Genomic DNA, 17,021 nt, shown 5'->3' on the forward strand with positions numbered 1-17,021 from the left:
TGAAGTAGTGGTCACGGCAAGGCGTGAGGAGGCGGCATGAATGCATTGGGGCGCAAGCCGGGGCTTGCAGGGGATATCCAGATCAGGCGGGCCTTGTTGCTACTCACCGTGGTGTCGGTGGTGGGCATGCTTGCCAGCGTGGTGATCCTCTATGTCGCGCTGAACCGGGTTGGCGGCTCGGTGGACTCGGTGGTGCGCACGCGCAACTTCGAAGCCAGCGTGGTGCCACCGGCGCTCTATCCGCTCGAGGCAATCAACGCCACCTTCGCGCTGGTCGAATCGTCCGGCGACGTCGCGCCGCTGGTCGCGCGCTACAAGGCGAGTCGTGGTCGCTTTGATCAGGCGGTGCAGCAATGGTCGCGCGATCCGATACTGGCTGACCCGAAAATCGCCGAGTTGTTCAAGCAGCAGCAAGCGCTGTCGGAAGCAGTCTTCACCAAGGTCGAGAAGGAAATCATCCCGGCTGTCGAGAAGGGGCAGAACGAGGCCGCGCAGTTCATGCTGCCGGTGCTGCAACTTACGCTCGGCCGCCTCTCTGCCAACGCCGACGCCCTCAACAAGGCGGCGGGTGAAGCGGCGACGCGAGAACAGCAGGTATTCGCGAAGACCATCCGGGTCTACGAAATTGCCGGCGCACTGTTCCTCATCGTTCTCGCCGGCGGCATCGGCGTCTTCGCATGGCGCACTTCGCGACAACTGTTCGCTGCGGTCGGCGGCGAGCCGGCGGCGTTGGCCAAGGTCGCCCAGGACATCGCCGATGGCGACCTGCGCATGAGTTTCAGTGTCGACGCGCGCTATTCCACGAGTCTCGGGGCTTCGTTCGCACGCATGTTCGAAGGGCTCAAGGAACGTGTCGGCCGCTGGCAGACGCTCGATCAGCGCCTTGATGGCGTGTTCGACTCGGTGCGCGAGCTGTCACGATCTTCGCAAGCGCGCGCGATGGTGCAGCAGGGGCGTGTGCAGCACGCACAGTGCGAACTCGACGCGATCCGCGCCCGTGTGGCGGACGTGGTGTCGCGCACCCGCGAATCGGCCGCCGTGGTCGAGAATGCCTTGAACTCGGTCGACGGTGCGACCGCGTCAGCGCTGTCCACCCTCGGCCACCTCGAATCGCTGTCCGGCGCGATGCGTGAGGTCACCGATGTGCTCGGATTCCTCGACGCCAACATCGGCCAGGTGGTCAGGACCACCGACCTGATCGACCAGGTCGCGCAGCAGACGCGCCTGCTCTCGCTCAATGCCGCCATTGAAGCAGCGCGGGCCGGCGAACACGGGCGCGGCTTCGCGGTGGTCGCAGACGAGGTGCGCAAGCTCTCGGAGCAGAGCCAGCGCGCAGCATCGGAAATCGAGAAGGTCAGCCATGACCTGCTGGGCAGCCTCAACGCGCTTTCAAGCCGCGCCAACGAGAGCCTCGGTGCCGCCGAACAGGCGATCACCGGCGCCACGCAGATCCGCACCGCCAGCGACGAACTGGCGCAGAGCTCACGGCACGGGCGCGAGCTGCTGCAGCAACTGGTCACCGACTCCGAAGCGCAGACCCAATCGCTCGACGAGGTCGCGAACGGCGTGCTGGCCCTGCAGCAGGAATACGCCAAATCAGGCGAAGAAGTCACGCAGTTGACCGAGCGCCTGTTCGAAGTCGACGCCTACCTCAAGGAACTGTCGGCCAGCCTCGAGGCCTACAAGCTCTGAGGTCTCGTCGGCGTGTGCGCTCGGGGGCCGCGCGGGTCGTGCTCAGGAATGCACCAGGCGCACCTGACGCACCGTGCGGGCCGACGGAAACACGCTGTCGGTGACATAAATGTAGATGGTGTTGGCAGCACCCGGCTTGCAGTAGGGCGTCACGTCGAGCGTGAGGGCACTCTGGCTGTTCTGGAGCAACCACTTTGCACCATTGATCGAAATGATCAGGCTCGCCGGGGCGTCGAGGCTGATCTCGAGCGTGTAGTGGCTTGCCTCGGCGAGTGAGCTGTCGTGATAGCGCAGAAAGTCGAAGTCGTCGCCGTTACGATAGCCCAGGGCGACATTCGCATTGCCGGCCTTCAAGGCGGCGCTGACGTCGGTGCCGACGCCGGCGGGATTCCACGGCCGCATCACCGGGTCAGATTCGAACCACCCGATTGCACTCTTCACAATCGCCGCCGCAGGCTTGGCTGTTCCGTCATCGCGGATCAGGCCGAAATAGCGGTCTTCGTTGCCGACGGGTTTGACCACATTGTCTGCAATCGCCCAGATGTTGAAGGAGCGTAGCCGGTTGCGGAAGGCGCCGCCGGGCAGATTGGCTGACTTCAGTTGCTCGAACAGGCTCTGGAAGTACGCCGCTTGCTCCGCTTCGGTCCCGGTGTTCTTCCAGTCGCGCTGAGCGCGGGTGATGGTGGGGTCGACTTCGGTGATGGTGGTGAACCCGTTCTCGGTGACCACGACATCCTTGGTGCCAGCATAGTTGTCGAGCCAGAACTTGATGATGTCCAGCGTGCGCTTTGGGTCGCTCGCCGGCACCCCGGGGTCGCTGTGATAGGTGTCCAGGGCCAGCGCATCCGAGGCGGCAACCACATTGATGAGCCACGGGTTGTGCGCCGGGCCGAGCCCGATCGGATTGCCGGTATCAAACGGGTTGCCGTTCACGATCGGTTGCAGGCGCAACCAGTCTGCCTTACCGGCATCGGCGGCAGCCTGTCTCGCCACGGCGGCGGCCTCCACATACCAGGCACCCCATTCGGCGGCACGCGCTTCGCTGCCGGGGGCGCTGAGCCGGTAATTGCTGACGATCTCATAGTCGATCGTGAGCGTGAATCGGCCAACCAGCGCGAGCATGTGCTGCACATAGGCGCGCAGGAACTGCTTGGCTGCGGCGCGCGTCGTCGGGTCGCTGATGCGGCCCGGGTAGAAGCCGGGGATCGTGCGTTTCCCAGGCGTGATCTCGTCGCTGAAGCTGATGTTGATCGCGGCAAAGATTGTCTCGCCGTACTGGTGGATCTGCTGGTAGATGCGCCCGCTGCCAGCGTCGAACGCCGCAAAATCATAGGTTCCAGGTGCCGTCTCGATCTTCGCCCAGGCGTCGAATCCGGCGCGGCTGGTGGGCCGCTTGCCGAGCAGTTCCAGCGTCACCGCCTGGCGGTCGTAGTCTTCCCAGAAGCCGAAAGCGAGCCCGCTCGGATTCGGCGTCGCGACGATGCGCTCGATCGTCACCGTGTCGGTCGCCGGGGGCGGAGGCAGCGCAGAGTCCGATCCGCCGCCTCCGCAGGACGTCAGCAATAGCGCAAGGCACCAGGTGAGCAGGCAGCGGAATTTAATGTGGGTTCTCCGTCCGACCAACCATGCCAGTCTAGACAGCACGCGGGCGGGTGTGTAGTGGTCCGTTCGAGAACATTGTCATGAAACGTGTCTTCCATCGGCGCCCGGGTCCGCCATTCAGCGGCCGCGCCCCGGGTCGGCGGTGACTAGGGGGCCGGCGGTTTGGCGGCCGGATACAGCTGCTCGATTACCGCCTTCGCAATCGTCGTGGCCGGATCCTTCCCGGTCATCGACGGGGCGAGGTTGGTCCATACGATCAGCGTGACCTTGTTCTGCGGGTCGTGCCCCATGAAGCTGTTGTAGCCCGGCAGCTCGCCGGTGTGGCCGTAGAGTGGGCCGAACCTGGCGATGGCCTGCCCGTACTGTGCACCCCCCTGGATCGGGCGCACGCTGTCGAGGCGTGCCTTCTGCATCGCCGGCGGCAGGAGCTTGCCTTCGACCAGCGCGCGCACCCAGACCAGCAAATCGTCGGCGGTGGAAATGCCGGCGCCGGCTGCCCATCCCCAGGAGGGATTCACCGTTGTCTGCTCAGTGGGCAGCAGGGCGCCGCGCCGCGCGTTGTCCTGCGCGTCCTGAGGCAGCGCCTGATGCGGCGGCATCGTGGACACGTTGTCGCCGTACATGTAGCCACGCGCATACGGCGTTGGCAGCGTGTTGTCACGGGTGTCGGGGAACAGCGTGTCTTTCAGGCCGAGTGGCTTGAAGAGCCGGTCCTGCAGGATTTGCGAGAGCGGTTTGCCGTGTTCCAGCTTCTCGGCGAGCAGGCCGAGCAGCACGGTGTTCGTGTTCGAGTAGTGGAAGTCGGTGTCGGGCTCGAAATAGGTGTTTGGCTTGTGTCTGAACGCGATCGCGAGCAACTCGTCGGGCTTCCATGACTTGCCCGGTTCGCGATCCAGTGTTTCGTTGAGTTCGAGCGTCTCGGAATAGTTGAACAAGCCGCTGCGCATGTTCAGCAGATGCTCGATCTTGATCCGCTCGCCGTTCGGCACGTCGGGAAGATACTTGGCTATCGGATCGTCGAGCCGCAACAGCCCTTCGCTCGCCTGCTGCAGGATCACCGTGCCCACCCAGGTCTTGGTGTTCGAACCGACGCGGATGTGCTGGCTGGTCGTCACCCGCTCCATGCCACCGAGTGCGCTGGTGCCATAGCGGTAGTCGAAGTTGCCTCTTGGCGTACGCAGCAATACGACGACGCCCGGCACGAGCATCTCTTTGGCCAGCGCCTGCACGGTGCGCTGGAAAGCCACCGTATCGATCCTCTTCAGGGCTGTCTGCGCAGACGCGCCGGCGGGCAGCGCCAGCCCGCAGCCGAACGCGGCAACCAGCGCGCAAGCACGCGCCAAGCTTCGGGTAAAGGTGTGCGAACAGGCGATCAGCGCATGCGGCATCTCGGTTCCTTTGCGGAAAGATAGTGCGGCCTTCGGCGTGACGGGGCGATACGTATCCCATTCTGCCAGCGGAGTGCCGTGCCGGGCGACATCTGACTGCGGGGGAGTGAGCAACAGGGGCCGTCGAGCACGCTCGCCGCGATGGCGGTCGTGTCGTCGACCGGATGCTTGGGTTGCAGGCGCGTCCAGAGCCTGCCTGCAAGGCCGATTGCGCACCCGACATCTCAAGTCGCAATGCGCGGCAGGTGGATCAAACGCATTACCCGCACCGATATGTGCCGCGACGATTAGACTCTTGCACCAATGGCGGCGCCGGTTGCGGCACGCTCTTTTGACCAGGCCGATCGGCACCAAGGGAGATCGCGATGATGGACGGCAATGGTATGTCGTTCGACCTGCTGGAGGCACTGCGCCCGGACCTGGTGCGATTCGCGCGCCTGCATGTGCGCGACCGGGCGCTCGCCGAAGACGCGGTTCAGGATGCCCTCCTTGCCGCGATGCAGGCGTGGAAATCGTTCGAGAACCGATCGAGCGTCAAGACCTGGGTATTCACGATCTTGCGCAACAAGATCATCGACCTGGTTCGAAAGCGCGAACGCGAACCCTCGCTCAGCGAGATCTCAAGCGGGGATGAGCAAGACGCGCAACTGATGGACGCCCTGTTCGATCAGCACGGGCATTGGGAGTCGGCCGCCACGCCGGGCCGCTGGCGCGATCCGGAAGACGCCTTCGAACAAGCGCAGTTCTGGACCGTGTTCGAAGCCTGCCTCGATCGCCTGCCGGAGCGCACCGCGCGCGTCTTCTCGATGCGGGAACTGCTGGATTTCGAGACCGATGAAATCTGTAAGGAAACCGGCATCAGTTCGACTAACTGCTTTGTGGTCTTGCACCGTGCACGGCTCGCCCTGCGCGCCTGTCTTGAGACCCAGTGGTATCACGGCACACCCAACTGAGTGAGCAACATGATCAGCTGCAAGAAGGCCACCGAGTTGCTGTCACGGCAAATGGACGCCGACCTCAAACTGCGCGAGCGCATCGGGCTGAAGTTCCACCTCGCGATGTGTGACGGATGCAGCCAGTTCGGGCGGCAGATCGTGGTGCTGCGACGGGCATGCAGGCGGGTGAAGGGCAAAGATTCCTCGTCGTAGCGCCGAATCCTGAACCTGACTCGCGGACGAGATCTGGGGATTCGAGCAGTACGGGCTCGGGTGGAAACGACACCACGCTGCGGTGCATGTCTCGCCGACACTCAACGCACTCCATCAAGCGAGGGCCGACCCATGGCCGCGAAGATACGCGAATTGATCCTGCCGCTGACCAGTCTTTTCGTCGCATTTTCGGCGCTTTGGTACAACACCTGGCGCAATGAAATGAGCGAGCGCAACCGCAATGTCAGGGCAGCCGGCTTCGAGATCATCAAGGATCTGGCGGCGCTTCAACTGGTCGCCAACTATGCGCACTACGCGCCGGACGGCAACAGGGGAAACACCATCGCCGGCTGGAGCGAGATCCTGTTGATCGAAGATCTCGCGATGGTCATGCCCGATGGCGTCCAGAGGCAAGCGCACAAGCTGCACGACCAGTGGGAGGTGCATGTCGGGCAGCTTCAGGAGAGCGAAGCCGACAACGATGCCGTGATTGCCGAAATCTCGAACACACGGGAGATTGTGTTGAGCAGTTTGAAGGATCTTCGCTAGGGCTTCTTGCTTGCGAGCCCGGCGGATTTTGGGCGTTGCGGTGGTCGGGCGGGAGTCGCTTTGGTGCGAAGAGCAACTGTCAGTGCTTGGTTTTCCATGGGTCGAGTCGCGCTGTGGTGGTTTGTCCGGTCAAGCCGGGTCCCGCCCCGGCGGGCGGGTTACTTTCTTGTGCCGACAAGAAAGTAACCAAAGAAACGGCCCCCGCTTCAACGCCCCTTGCTGCGCAAGGGGTGCCCTGCGCTGCTCGGAACGCCGGGGGCCTGCGGAACTCGCCCTCGCTACGCTCGGTGCTCGGACAGTCCTCGGCCCCGCCGTGCTGCGCACGTCGGAACCCGGCGCCCCTGTGCTGCTCGGCGTTTCAGAGGGGGTTTGAAAGGCGTCGACGTTTTGGGGTTGGTGCAATCAGGAAAGCGCGGTTGAACATGTGGTGGCCCTCTCCCGGGATTCCACTGCGCCGCATCCAGGCTGCAGTTAACACACAAGCGTTGCGCAAACGACGGCTTTAACTTCGGGTCCCGTCGAGAGCGCCGAGTGGCGCAGCGAGGTCGGGGGATCGGCGCGTAGCGCCGACGGCAAGGACTGTCTTAGGCCCGCAGGGCCGAGTTCCGCAGCCGCGCTACTTTGCGAGCACGCGAGGGAAGTCAGGCGCGCAGAGACTGACCGCGAACGCCGGGCGGCACTCTTTGCTTACTTTCTGGTGCTGTTGCCAGAAAGTAAGACGCCCGCCGGGGCGGGACCCGGCTTGAAGGGACAAATCGGGGCAATGCGACACTGCCAATCGCGAGAAGAAACGTTGGGCTTCGCTGTGCTCAGCCCAGCCTACGGGACTCAGTAGTCCGGGGCGATGTCGAACGCCGGCCAGTCATTGAACTCGTCATGCTGCGCAGCCCATTCGCATGGCAGTCTTCCGGCCCAGACGGTGTTTCTTGAACGCACGAGACGCTTCTTGCTGACGCAGAGGCGCATGTCGGCGAGCATAAGCAAGTCCATTGCTGTCCAGGTCGGCTTCGTCGGGCTGCACGCAACGCCGGCCGAAATCGTAAGCCGCAAATCCATGGGCGTGAAGCTGAAGTCCTGCACCGCTTGACGCACTGCTTCGGCGGCCGCGTACGCTGGCGCAAGGGATAGACCCGGCAGAAGGATCAAAAACTCTTCGCCGCCAAAGCGAGCGGCGTAACTGGCGGTCGGCAGGCGCGCGGTGATCAGCGACGCAACCGCGTTAAGTGCGACATCTATCGTTTCGTGGCCGAAGCGCTGGTTTGCGTAATGGAGGTGATCGAGGTCGAACAAGATCAGGGAGCACGGCACGTTCGCGCTGGCATCCGTCGTGAAGCGATCGAGCAAGTGCGTGGCTGCCCGGCGATTCAGCAGCCCCGTCAGTGGGTCGAGCTCCGCATTGACGGGGCCGTGGGGTTCAAGGCGCATTGACATGCTTTCTGGCTGCGCAGCCAGAAAGCCTTTTCCGGAGTTGGAAGGTGTGCGCTGCCATGCATTGCGGATGTGGGGCTGCCAAGCAGCCCCACTCGTACCTCGTTCAGGCCACCTCATCCAACAATATCGCCACCGTCAAAAGATGCGCGCTGTTGAGCCCCGTCGCCAGCGGCACATCATGCACATCGCACACCCGCATCAAGGCCGCTATGTCCGGTTCGTGCGGCTGCGCGGTGAGCGGGTCGCGCAGGAAGATGACGAGGTCGATGCGGCCTTCGGCGACCATCGCGCCGATCTGCTGGTCGCCGCCGAGGGGGCCGGAGAGCAGGCCGTGCACCGCGAGGCCGGTGGCTTCGCGGATGCGTTTGCTGGTGGTGCCGGTGCCGAGCAGCTTGCAGCGTTCGAGCCGGTCTCGGTGGGTGTGGGCGAAGGCGACGATCTGGTCTTTCTTGCCGTCGTGGGCGATGAGGGCGACAGTTTTCATTACGCGTTGTCTCGTTTTCTTGTGTGATCAGCCGGCGCGGATATCGCTCCACGGCACACCGGTGAGGGTGGCGAGTTGCGTGGGGGCGAGGGGGAATACGGTGAAGGGCGTGCCGGCAGCCGCCCAGACCGTGGTGAAGCGTTGCAGATCGGCGTCGAGCAGCAGGCGTACCGGCTGCGCGTGGCCGAGCGGGGCGACGCCGCCGATGGCGTAGCCGGTGGCGCTGCGCACGAAATCGGCGTCGGCGCGTTTGAGCTTTTCGCCGACCAGCGTGGCGACTTTTTCTTCCGACACCCGGTTGTCGCCGCTTGCGACCACGACAATCGCCTGCCCGCTTTCGGCGCCACGAAACACGATCGATTTGGCGATCTCGGCGACGCTGCAGCCGATGGCGGCGGCCGCTTCGGCCGAGGTGCGGGTGGGCTGTTCGAATTCGACGACGGTGACGTCGATGCCGGCTTCGTGGAGCAGTTGCTGGGTGCGCAGCGCGGTGGCGTGGGTGGCGGGTTTCATGCTTCGGTGACAACAAACATCGGGGCGGGGCCGGATACAAGAAGGGCCACGCTTTCGGCGTGGCCCTGTGCGCTTAGCGTTTGAGTTGTGTGAGATCGCGCACCGCGCCCGTATCGGCGCTGGTGGTCATCGCGGCATATGCCTGCAGCGCTTGCGACACGTGGCGAACGCGGTTGGCGGGCTGCCAGGCCTTGTCGCCGAGCGCCTCCATCGCTGCCTGCCGGCGCACCAGTTCTTCATCGCTGACCGCCAAGTGGATGCGGCGGTTCGGGATGTCGATCTCGATCGTGTCGCCGTCCTGCACCAGGCCGATCGCGCCGCCCATCGCCGCTTCCGGTGACGCATGGCCGATCGACAGGCCCGAGGTGCCGCCGGAGAAGCGGCCGTCGGTGAGCAGGGCGCATTGCTTGCCCAGCCCACGGCTCTTCAGGTAGCTGGTGGGGTAGAGCATCTCCTGCATGCCGGGGCCGCCCTTGGGGCCTTCGTAACGGATCACGACGACATGGCCGGCCTGTACCTTTTCCGACAGGATGCCCTCCACCGCGTCTTCCTGGCTTTCGAACACCATGGCGGTGCCGGTGAAGGTCCAGATCGACTCGTCGACGCCGGCGGTCTTCACGATGCAGCCCTTTTCGGCGATGTTGCCGGTCAGCACGGCGAGGCCGCCGTCCTTGGAGTAGGCGTTCTTCACGTCGCGGATGCAGCCGGCGGTGCGATCCAGGTCGAGTTCGGTGAAGCGCTTGTCCTGGCTGAAGGCAACCTGGGTCGGCACGCCGCCGGGCGCGGCGAGGTAGAAGTTGAACACATCGGTGCCGTGCGCGTGCATCACGTCCCAGGTGTCGAGCGCGCCGCCCAGCGTCTTGCTGTGCACGGTGTGGCACTCGCGGTGCAGCAGTCCGCCGCGCGCGAGCTCGCCGAGGATGCCCATCACGCCGCCGGCGCGGTGCACATCCTCGATGTGGTACTTGTCGGTCATCGGCGCGACCTTGCACAGGCAGGGCACCTTGCGCGAGATGCGGTCGATGTCCTTCATCGTGAAGTTAACCTGCGCCTCGTGCGCTGCTGCGAGCAGGTGCAGCACGGTGTTGGTCGAGCCCCCCATCGCGACATCCAGTGCCACCGCGTTCTCGAAGGCTTCGAAGGTCGCGATCGAACGCGGCAGCACAGAGGCGTCGTCGTGCTCGTAGTACTTGCGTGCAATCTCGACCGCAAGGCGCCCGGCGCGCAGGAACAGCTGCTTGCGGTCGGCGTGCGTCGCGACGATGGTGCCGTTGCCCGGCAGCGACAGACCCAGCGCTTCGGTGAGGCAGTTCATCGAGTTGGCGGTGAACATGCCCGAGCAAGAGCCGCAGGTCGGGCAGGCCGAACGCTCGACTTCTTCGACCTCGGCGTCGGAGATGTTCTTGTCGGCCGCCTTGACCATCGCATCGACCAGATCGAGTTTGATGACCTTCTGGCCGGCCGGGTCGGCTACCGTGACCTTGCCCGCTTCCATCGGGCCGCCGGAGACGAACACCGTCGGGATGTTCAGCCGCAGCGCGGCCATCAGCATCCCCGGGGTGATCTTGTCGCAGTTGCTGATGCACACCAGCGCGTCGGCGCAGTGGGCATTGACCATGTACTCGACCGAGTCGGCGATCAGGTCGCGGCTGGGCAGCGAATACAGCATGCCGCCGTGGCCCATCGCGATGCCGTCGTCGACGGCGATGGTGTTGAATTCCTTGGCGACGCCGCCGGCGGCTTCGATTTCGCGCGCGACCATCTGGCCGAGGTCCCTGAGGTGGACGTGGCCGGGCACGAATTGCGTGAAGCTGTTGGCGATGGCGATGATCGGCTTGCCGAAGTCGCCGTCCTTCATGCCGGTGGCGCGCCACAGGGCGCGCGCGCCGGCCATGTTGCGGCCGTGGGTCGTGGTGCGGGAACGATAGGCAGGCATGGGTTCACTCCGAAAGATGGCGCATGTCGCGCCCGGTGGCGGTGCGTGTCGCACTTCCCCCGATACAATTCAGCCTTTCCGGAACGCGGGCTCGGCTGCCTTCGTGCCGAGCGCCGGGGATGTCCGGCGGTCAGCGCGATGCGGCGGCCGGAAACCTGAGGTGGGTCGCACCGCCTCGCATCCGACGTAAACACTTAATTCTAGCGAAACTGGACGTCTTTCAATGCTTGTTCATCCGCAGTTCGATCCGATCGCCGTTTCTCTGGGCCCGCTGGCGGTGCGCTGGTACGGGCTGATGTATCTGGCGGCCTTCATCATGTTCGTCACGCTGGGCAAGTGGCGGGCGAAGAACGGTCCGATCACCGGCTGGACCGAGAAGGACCTCGACGATCTGCTGTTCTGGGGCGTGCTGGGCGTGGTGCTGGGGGGGCGGCTCGGCTATGTGCTGTTCTACAAGCCGGCCTACTACTTCAGCCATCCTGGCGAGATCCTCGCGGTCTGGCAGGGCGGGATGAGCTTTCACGGCGGTTTCCTCGGCGTTCTGGTTGCGCTGTGGTTCTTCGGCCGCAAGACCGGGCGCAGCTTCCTGCAAGTGGGTGACTTCGTGGCACCCCTGGTGCCGCTGGGTCTCGCCGCCGGGCGCCTGGGCAACTTCATCAACGGCGAGTTGTGGGGCCGCATCACTTCGCCGGATGCCTGGTGGGCGATGGCGTTTCCGCAGGCGGCCAACGAAGACCGCGCCGCTGCGCTGCTCGACCCGGCGCTCATGACCCAGCTTGCGCAACTCGGTGCCTTGCCGCGCCACGCCTCGCAGCTCTACCAGTTCTCGCTTGAGGGGGTGTCGCTGTTCGTGATCCTGTGGCTGCTGTCGAAGAAGCCGCGCCCGGTCGGGTTCATGGGCGCAAGTTTCCTGATCGGCTATGGCGCGTTCCGCTTCATCGCCGAATTCGCGCGCCAGCCGGATGACTTCCTCGGCTTGCTCGCCGGACACATGTCGATGGGGCAGTGGCTGAGCCTGCCGATGATCCTGATCGGCGGCGTCGTGATGGCGTTGAGTCTGAAGGGCAAGCTGCGCTGAGATCGAAAACGGGGGCCGCGGCCCCCGTTGCAGTCTTGCGCCGGGCTCAATTCAATTCGTCGTAACGGTAGTACTTGGTGGCCTTGGCGGTGAGTTCGAGCGCCAGGCCGTCGCCCTGCAGCTGGTAGATCCACACGCCGTCGGCGACGGCAAAGGCCCCGGCATAGGCGCCGCCGCTTCGCTTGTATTTTGCCGTCGCGTTGGCCTGGCCCGAGGTTTCGAAACTGCCGGACATGAACTTTCTGAGCTTGTCTTCATCCCGGAACACCCAGACCTGGGAGAACTTCTTGACGCCCATGCCGAGGCCGGCCTGAACCTCGACCATCTTCAGGAACACTTCCTTGCCCGACTTGTCGTAGGCGATGCCCTTGCCGGATCCGCCGCCAGCGACCAGGATCTTCATGCCGAAGTTGTTGAGGACCGCGTAACCGGCCGCACCGGCGATCGTCGATTTCGATGATGGCTGGCTCCTGTAGAGCCTGTTCAAGGTGCTTTTGACGTCCTTGCGGATCGTGGCGCGTTCCTTCTCCTTTTCTTTCGGGCTCATCTCCGCGTGGGCGAAGGCGGGCGCTAGGCCCAGCAGCAACAGCAGGGCGAGGCCGATCGAGCGTGATCGCATGGGCGTACTCCTAGTTGACGCGAAGCGGAAACCCGATGGTGCGCCGGCGCGCGCCAGAACGCCATCGTCCGGCCACGTGCCTGGCGGCGCGGCGCGGACGGCCGCTGCAAAGCCAATGTATCGTTATGTGGCAATTGCCATAAAGCCCGCGAGGGGTAACGGTATCCTCGCGGGGTTGATCATCCTGCCCGTAGTCTGAATCCGAAATGAAGTCACGCCCCGGAGTGTTTCCAATGTCGCGTTTCGTTGCCCTCCTTGCTGCAGCCCTGTTGGGTGCAACGCTGGCCGCCTGCAGCCCGAACAAGAACGACGCCGCAGCGGCTGCAAAGCAGTCGGCGGCGCAGCGTCTGCTAATCGCGGCCGAAGACGTGCGCCGTGTGGAAAGCGCCTTGCACGCGGGCGGCCCGGTGCTGACCGGCTCGCTGCAGCCCGAGCGCCGCGCCGACTTGCGTGCCGAGGTCTCCACCACCGTGCTGCAGGTGTTGCGCGACAACGGTGATGTGGTGCGCCGTGGCGAATTGCTGGTGCGGCTGGACGACACCTCGATCCGCGACAGCCTGTCGTCGGCCGAGGAGGCGGCGCGTGCCGCCGAGCGCTCGGTGGATCAGTCAGAGCGGCAGTTCAAGCGGCTGATCACGCTGCAGGGGCAGGGCATGAGTTCGACCCAGTCGGTGGAAGACGCCGAGGCACGCCGCAACCAGGCGCAGAGCGATCTGGCCGCAGCGCGTGCGCGGGTCGTCGCTGCGCGCCAGCAGCTGCAGCGCACCGAAGTGCGCGCCCCCTTCGATGGCGTCGTGAGTGACCGCAAGGTTTCTGCAGGCGACACCGCACAGGTGGGCAAGGAGCTGCTCAAGGTCATCGACCCGGCCAGCATGCGCTTTGAAGGTCTGGTGTCGGTCGAGCGGGTGGCCGATCTGAAGGCCGGCCAGGTGGTTCACTTCCGTGTCGCAGGTGCCGAACGGGCGACCTTCTCGGGTCGTCTGCAGCACATTGCGCCGAGCGCCGATGAGGTCACGCGCCAGGTGTCAGTGCGAGTGGCTGTGGAAGGCGATGTGCCGCGCGTGGCCGGCCTGTACGCCGAGGGCCAGGTGGTGACGTCGGGCGAAGCCGTGCCGATGCTGCCGGAGGCATCGCTGGTGCGCGAGGCTGACCACGTGTACGCCTGGCGCATCAATGGCGACAAGCTGGCGAAGGTGGCCCTCACGCTGGGCGAACGCGATGCCCGCAGTGGCTTGTGGGTGGTGCGCAGCGGGCTTGCGGCAGGCGATGAAGTGCTGCGCGCACCGAGTTCCGGGCTGGTCGATGGTCAGGCCTTTGAGCGCGTGGCGGCCAAGGTCGCGAAGTAAGACGTCCCCACCACAACCACTTCGAGCCGCCCCGCCATGTTCCTGTCCGATTTCAGTATCCGCCGCCCGATCGCGATGGTGGTGATCATCCTGGCCTTGATGTTCGCCGGCCTGCTGGCGCTCAACAAGCTGCGCGTCAACCAGATCCCGGATGTGCAGCCGCCGGTGCTGGTGGTCAGCATCGCGTACCCTGGTGCCTCGCCCGATTCGGTCGAGCGCGAGGTCATCAACCGCGTCGAGAAGGCCTTGCAGAGCATCGCCGGTATCGACGAGGTACGTTCCACCGCCGCAGAAGGCCACGCGACGATCGTGCTGATCTTCAAGTTCAGCAAGAACCTGATCGAAGCGGCCGACGAGGTGCGTAACGCGATCGCCTCGGTGCGCTACAAGCTGCCGGTGGAAATGCGTGAACCGGTGCTTGAGCGCGTCGATCCTTCGGCAGAGCCGATCATGCAACTCGCGCTCTCGTCCTCGACGATGACGCATGCCGAACTCTCACGCTACGCCGAGGATCAGCTGGCCGATCGTTTCCGCGCGATTCCCGGCGTCTCGGTGGTCGAGGTGCGCGGCGCCTTGAAGCGCGAACTGTCGGTGCTGCTGCACGCCGAGAAATTGCGTGCCTTCAACATCTCAGTGGCGGAAGTGGTGGCGGCGCTGCGCGCGCAGAACGCCACCGCGCCGGTGGGCAAGGTGCGCGGCGAGCTGCAGGACCAGAGCATCCGCCTGGTCGGCCGCATCGAGCGCCCGGCGGAGTTCGAACAGATCGTCGTGCAGCGGCGCGGCGAGCAGGTCGTGCGGCTGGGGCAGGTGGCCACGGTGCGCGACGGCTTCAACGACATCGACTCGATGTCGGTGCGCAACGGCCAGCCGAACGTCGGTTTGTCGGTGATCCGTTCGCGTGAATCCTCGACGGTGACGATTGCCGACAAGGTGCGCAAGCTGGTCGACACCGTCGGCAAGGAACTGCCGAAAGGCACCACGCTGGTGGTGACGCGCGACGGAGGCGAAGAGGCGCAGGACAGCCTCAACAACGTGGTGCATGCGCTGATCTTCGGCGCGGGCCTCACCGTGCTGGTGGTGTACGCCTTCCTCAATTCCTGGCGTTCGACGCTGATCACCGCGCTGTCGCTGCCGACCTCGGTGATCGCGGCGTTCATCGCGGTGTGGCTGTGCGGCTTCTCGCTCAACTTCATGAGCCTGCTCGGGCTCTCGCTTGCGATCGGGGTGCTGATCGACGATGCGATCGTGGTGCGAGAGAACATCGTGCGGCACATGGAAGCCGGTGAGGACCGCATGACGGCCGCGCTGCGCGGTACGGCCGAGATCGGCCCGGCGGTGGCGGCGACTACCTTCTCGATCGTCGCGGTGTTTGTGCCGGTGGCCTTCATGCAGGGCATGTCGGGCGAGTGGTTCCGGCCCTTCGGCCTGACCGTCGTCACCTCGGTGCTGGTGAGCCTGTTCATCAGCTTCACGCTGGACCCGATGCTGTCGGCCTACTGGGGCGACCCCGCGGGGCACCACCTTCAACCCAAGCGCGGCCTCGGCAAGAAGCTTGAGCGATTCAACGTGTGGTTCGACCATCAGTCGGAGCGCTATGGCCGCGTGGTCGCCTGGGCGCTGCACCACCGCGCCTGGATGTTCGCGTTTGCAGCGCTGAGCTTTGTCGCGGCGATCGCGTTGCAGGTGGCTTTCGGCGGATCGAGCTTCCTGCCGGCGTCCGATAACCCGGTGATCGCCGTCGATGTGCGCACGCCGGCTTCGAGCAGCCTGGAGTACGCGCGCCGCAAGCTGGAAAGCGCGGCCGTGCTGGCGCGCACGATCCCCGAGGCGGTGGCTACCAACAGCCAGGTCACGCCCGACGGCGGCCGCATCTATATCGACATCGGCAAGAGTTCGCACCGCAAGCGCTCCGCACAGCAGATCGCGAGTGATCTGCGCATCAAGCTCAAGCGACTCGTGGGGGCCGAATACGTGGTGCTCGACGACCTGAACAACGGCGCGCAGAAGCCGGTTCAGATCCGCTTCCACGGTGCCGACGCCCGCACGCTGCAGGCGCTGACCAACGACTTCATGGCGCGCTTGCGCAAGGTGCCGGGGGCGGTGGATGTCGGCCTGTCGGAGCAGGACCCGCAGGACGAATTGCGCATCGAACTCGATCGCGGCCTGGCCAACGCGCTGGGGATCTCCGCGAACGACGCTGCGCAGGCGCTGCGCGTGGCTTTTGCCGGGGTCGAGGTGGGCGACTGGGTCGACCCGGCCGGCGAAACGCGCGATGTGGCGGTGCGGCTCGCGCCGGAAGACCGGGTTGATGCCGCCAACATCGAACGCCTGCCGATTGCGGTGGCCGGCAGTGGCGCCGTGGTGCCACTCGACCAGATCGCGACGATCACGGTTGGCAAGGGGCCCTCGAAGATCCAGCACATCGATGGCAAGCGCATGGTCACCGTATCGGCCAATGCGCAGGGGCGCTCATCGGGAGAGGTGACCGAAGACGCGATGAAACTTGCCAAGTCGATCGCCTTCCCGCCCGGCTACGGGCTGGAGCTGGGCGGCGCGTCGAAGGACCAGCAGGAGGTGTTCGGTGCCATGCTGATCGCGCTGCTCTCGGGTATCGGCATGATGTACTTCGTGCTGGTGATCCAGTTCGGCTCCTTCACTGCGCCGATGCCGGTGATGCTGTCGCTGCCCTTGTCGCTGATCGGCGTGGTGCTCGCGCTCCTGATCACCGGCGGCACGATGAACCTGATGAGCCTGATCGGCGTGATCATGTTGATGGGGCTGGTGGCAAAGAACGCGATCCTGCTGCTCGATGCCGCACGCAAGCTTGAAAGCGAAGGCGTCGACCGCGAAGAGGCCTTGATGATGGCGGGCCGCAAGCGTCTGCGCCCGATCCTGATGACCACCTTTGCGCTGATTGCCGGCATGCTGCCGGTCGCGATCGGCGTGGGCGAGGGCGGCGAGTTCTACCGCCCGATGGCGGTGGCGATCATTGGCGGCACGATTACCTCGACGCTGCTCACGCTGCTTGTGATTCCGAGCTTCTACGACTCGATCGAGATCAAGCGCGATTCGGCGCTGCGCAAGTTCCATGAGCGTGAAGCGCGTGGCAATGCCTTCCTCGCCTTCGTCGTGACCCTGGGCGAGGCGATCGTGGCCCTGCTGGGATTGCGGATGCTGTGGCGCGGTGCGCGGCGCCTTGTCGGCGGGCCGCGTCGTATGCCCAAGGCGGCCTGAG

15 protein-coding genes are annotated in these 17,021 nt (G+C 65.0%); 7 read left to right on the top strand and 8 right to left on the bottom strand.

Going from position 1 to position 17,021, the window contains the following annotated elements:
- The first annotated feature begins 36 nt into the window (after nt 1-36).
- Complete coding sequence (locus GGR36_RS17110) at nt 37-1,692, top strand: methyl-accepting chemotaxis protein (protein ID WP_183635991.1); 1,656 nt, start codon at nt 37-39, stop codon at nt 1,690-1,692.
- A gap of 42 nt (nt 1,693-1,734) precedes the next feature.
- Here the strand turns inward: GGR36_RS17110 and GGR36_RS17115 are convergent, their stop codons facing one another.
- From GGR36_RS17115 to eutB, 3 genes are all read right to left on the bottom strand, one after another.
- Complete coding sequence (locus tag GGR36_RS17115) at nt 1,735-3,255, bottom strand: hypothetical protein (RefSeq protein WP_221229597.1); 1,521 nt, start codon at nt 3,253-3,255, stop codon at nt 1,735-1,737.
- Between the two features lie 185 nt (nt 3,256-3,440).
- Nucleotides 3,441-4,682 carry a serine hydrolase domain-containing protein gene (locus GGR36_RS17120; RefSeq protein WP_183635993.1) on the bottom strand — a complete coding sequence of 414 codons (1,242 nt, stop codon included), beginning with the start codon at nt 4,680-4,682 and terminating at the stop codon, nt 3,441-3,443.
- Nucleotides 4,667-4,891, bottom strand: coding sequence for an ethanolamine ammonia-lyase subunit EutB (gene eutB / locus GGR36_RS22330; protein ID WP_207064522.1), 225 nt, complete (start codon nt 4,889-4,891; stop codon nt 4,667-4,669). Before eutB ends, GGR36_RS17120 begins: the two co-directional genes overlap by 16 nt.
- A gap of 156 nt (nt 4,892-5,047) precedes the next feature.
- Between eutB and GGR36_RS17130 the strand changes: the two genes are divergently transcribed.
- The 3 genes from GGR36_RS17130 to GGR36_RS17140 all read left to right on the top strand — a co-directional run bounded on the left by GGR36_RS17130 (nt 5,048) and on the right by GGR36_RS17140 (nt 6,379).
- Entirely contained in the window at nt 5,048-5,635 is a 588-nt protein-coding gene (locus GGR36_RS17130) for a sigma-70 family RNA polymerase sigma factor (protein ID WP_183635994.1), read from the top strand.
- Between the two features lie 9 nt (nt 5,636-5,644).
- Complete coding sequence (locus GGR36_RS17135) at nt 5,645-5,830, top strand: anti-sigma factor family protein (protein WP_183635995.1); 186 nt, start codon at nt 5,645-5,647, stop codon at nt 5,828-5,830.
- Nucleotides 5,831-5,962: 132 nt separating this feature from the next.
- Nucleotides 5,963-6,379 carry a hypothetical protein gene (locus GGR36_RS17140; RefSeq protein ID WP_183635996.1) on the top strand — a complete coding sequence of 139 codons (417 nt, stop codon included), beginning with the start codon at nt 5,963-5,965 and terminating at the stop codon, nt 6,377-6,379.
- Between the two features lie 828 nt (nt 6,380-7,207).
- Here GGR36_RS17140 and GGR36_RS17145 read toward each other — a convergent pair.
- From GGR36_RS17145 to ilvD, 4 genes are all read right to left on the bottom strand, one after another.
- The gene (locus GGR36_RS17145) at nt 7,208-7,927 is read right to left on the bottom strand and encodes a GGDEF domain-containing protein (protein ID WP_338086713.1); all 720 of its coding nucleotides are present in this window, start codon (nt 7,925-7,927) and stop codon (nt 7,208-7,210) included.
- The gene (locus GGR36_RS17150) at nt 7,914-8,294 is read right to left on the bottom strand and encodes a methylglyoxal synthase (protein WP_183635998.1); all 381 of its coding nucleotides are present in this window, start codon (nt 8,292-8,294) and stop codon (nt 7,914-7,916) included. Before GGR36_RS17150 ends, GGR36_RS17145 begins: the two co-directional genes overlap by 14 nt.
- 27 nt (nt 8,295-8,321) lie before the next feature.
- Nucleotides 8,322-8,807: a YbaK/EbsC family protein gene (locus GGR36_RS17155; RefSeq protein ID WP_183635999.1), complete on the bottom strand. Its 486-nt coding sequence runs from the start codon at nt 8,805-8,807 to the stop codon at nt 8,322-8,324.
- A gap of 73 nt (nt 8,808-8,880) precedes the next feature.
- A complete protein-coding gene (gene ilvD, locus GGR36_RS17160; protein WP_183636000.1) occupies nt 8,881-10,743 on the bottom strand; it encodes a dihydroxy-acid dehydratase in 1,863 nt (620 codons plus the stop codon).
- A gap of 223 nt (nt 10,744-10,966) precedes the next feature.
- Between ilvD and lgt the strand changes: the two genes are divergently transcribed.
- Nucleotides 10,967-11,821, top strand: coding sequence for a prolipoprotein diacylglyceryl transferase (gene lgt, locus GGR36_RS17165; RefSeq protein ID WP_183636001.1), 855 nt, complete (start codon nt 10,967-10,969; stop codon nt 11,819-11,821).
- 46 nt (nt 11,822-11,867) lie between these two features.
- On the opposite strand, the gene GGR36_RS17170 is transcribed toward lgt, so the two are convergent.
- Nucleotides 11,868-12,440 (bottom strand): lipid-binding SYLF domain-containing protein, encoded by a 573-nt coding sequence (locus GGR36_RS17170; RefSeq protein WP_183636002.1) that lies wholly within the window; start codon nt 12,438-12,440, stop codon nt 11,868-11,870.
- Nucleotides 12,441-12,673: 233 nt separating this feature from the next.
- Between GGR36_RS17170 and GGR36_RS17175 the strand changes: the two genes are divergently transcribed.
- Nucleotides 12,674-13,786, top strand: coding sequence for an efflux RND transporter periplasmic adaptor subunit (locus GGR36_RS17175; RefSeq protein ID WP_183636003.1), 1,113 nt, complete (start codon nt 12,674-12,676; stop codon nt 13,784-13,786).
- Nucleotides 13,787-13,822: 36 nt separating this feature from the next.
- Nucleotides 13,823-17,020, top strand: a complete 3,198-nt coding sequence (locus GGR36_RS17180) for an efflux RND transporter permease subunit (RefSeq protein ID WP_183636004.1) — start codon at nt 13,823-13,825, stop codon at nt 17,018-17,020.
- The last annotated feature ends 1 nt before the right edge of the window (nt 17,021 follow it).

This window comes from Niveibacterium umoris, from assembly GCF_014197015.1.
In the GTDB taxonomy this organism is placed as follows: domain Bacteria; phylum Pseudomonadota; class Gammaproteobacteria; order Burkholderiales; family Rhodocyclaceae; genus Niveibacterium; species Niveibacterium umoris.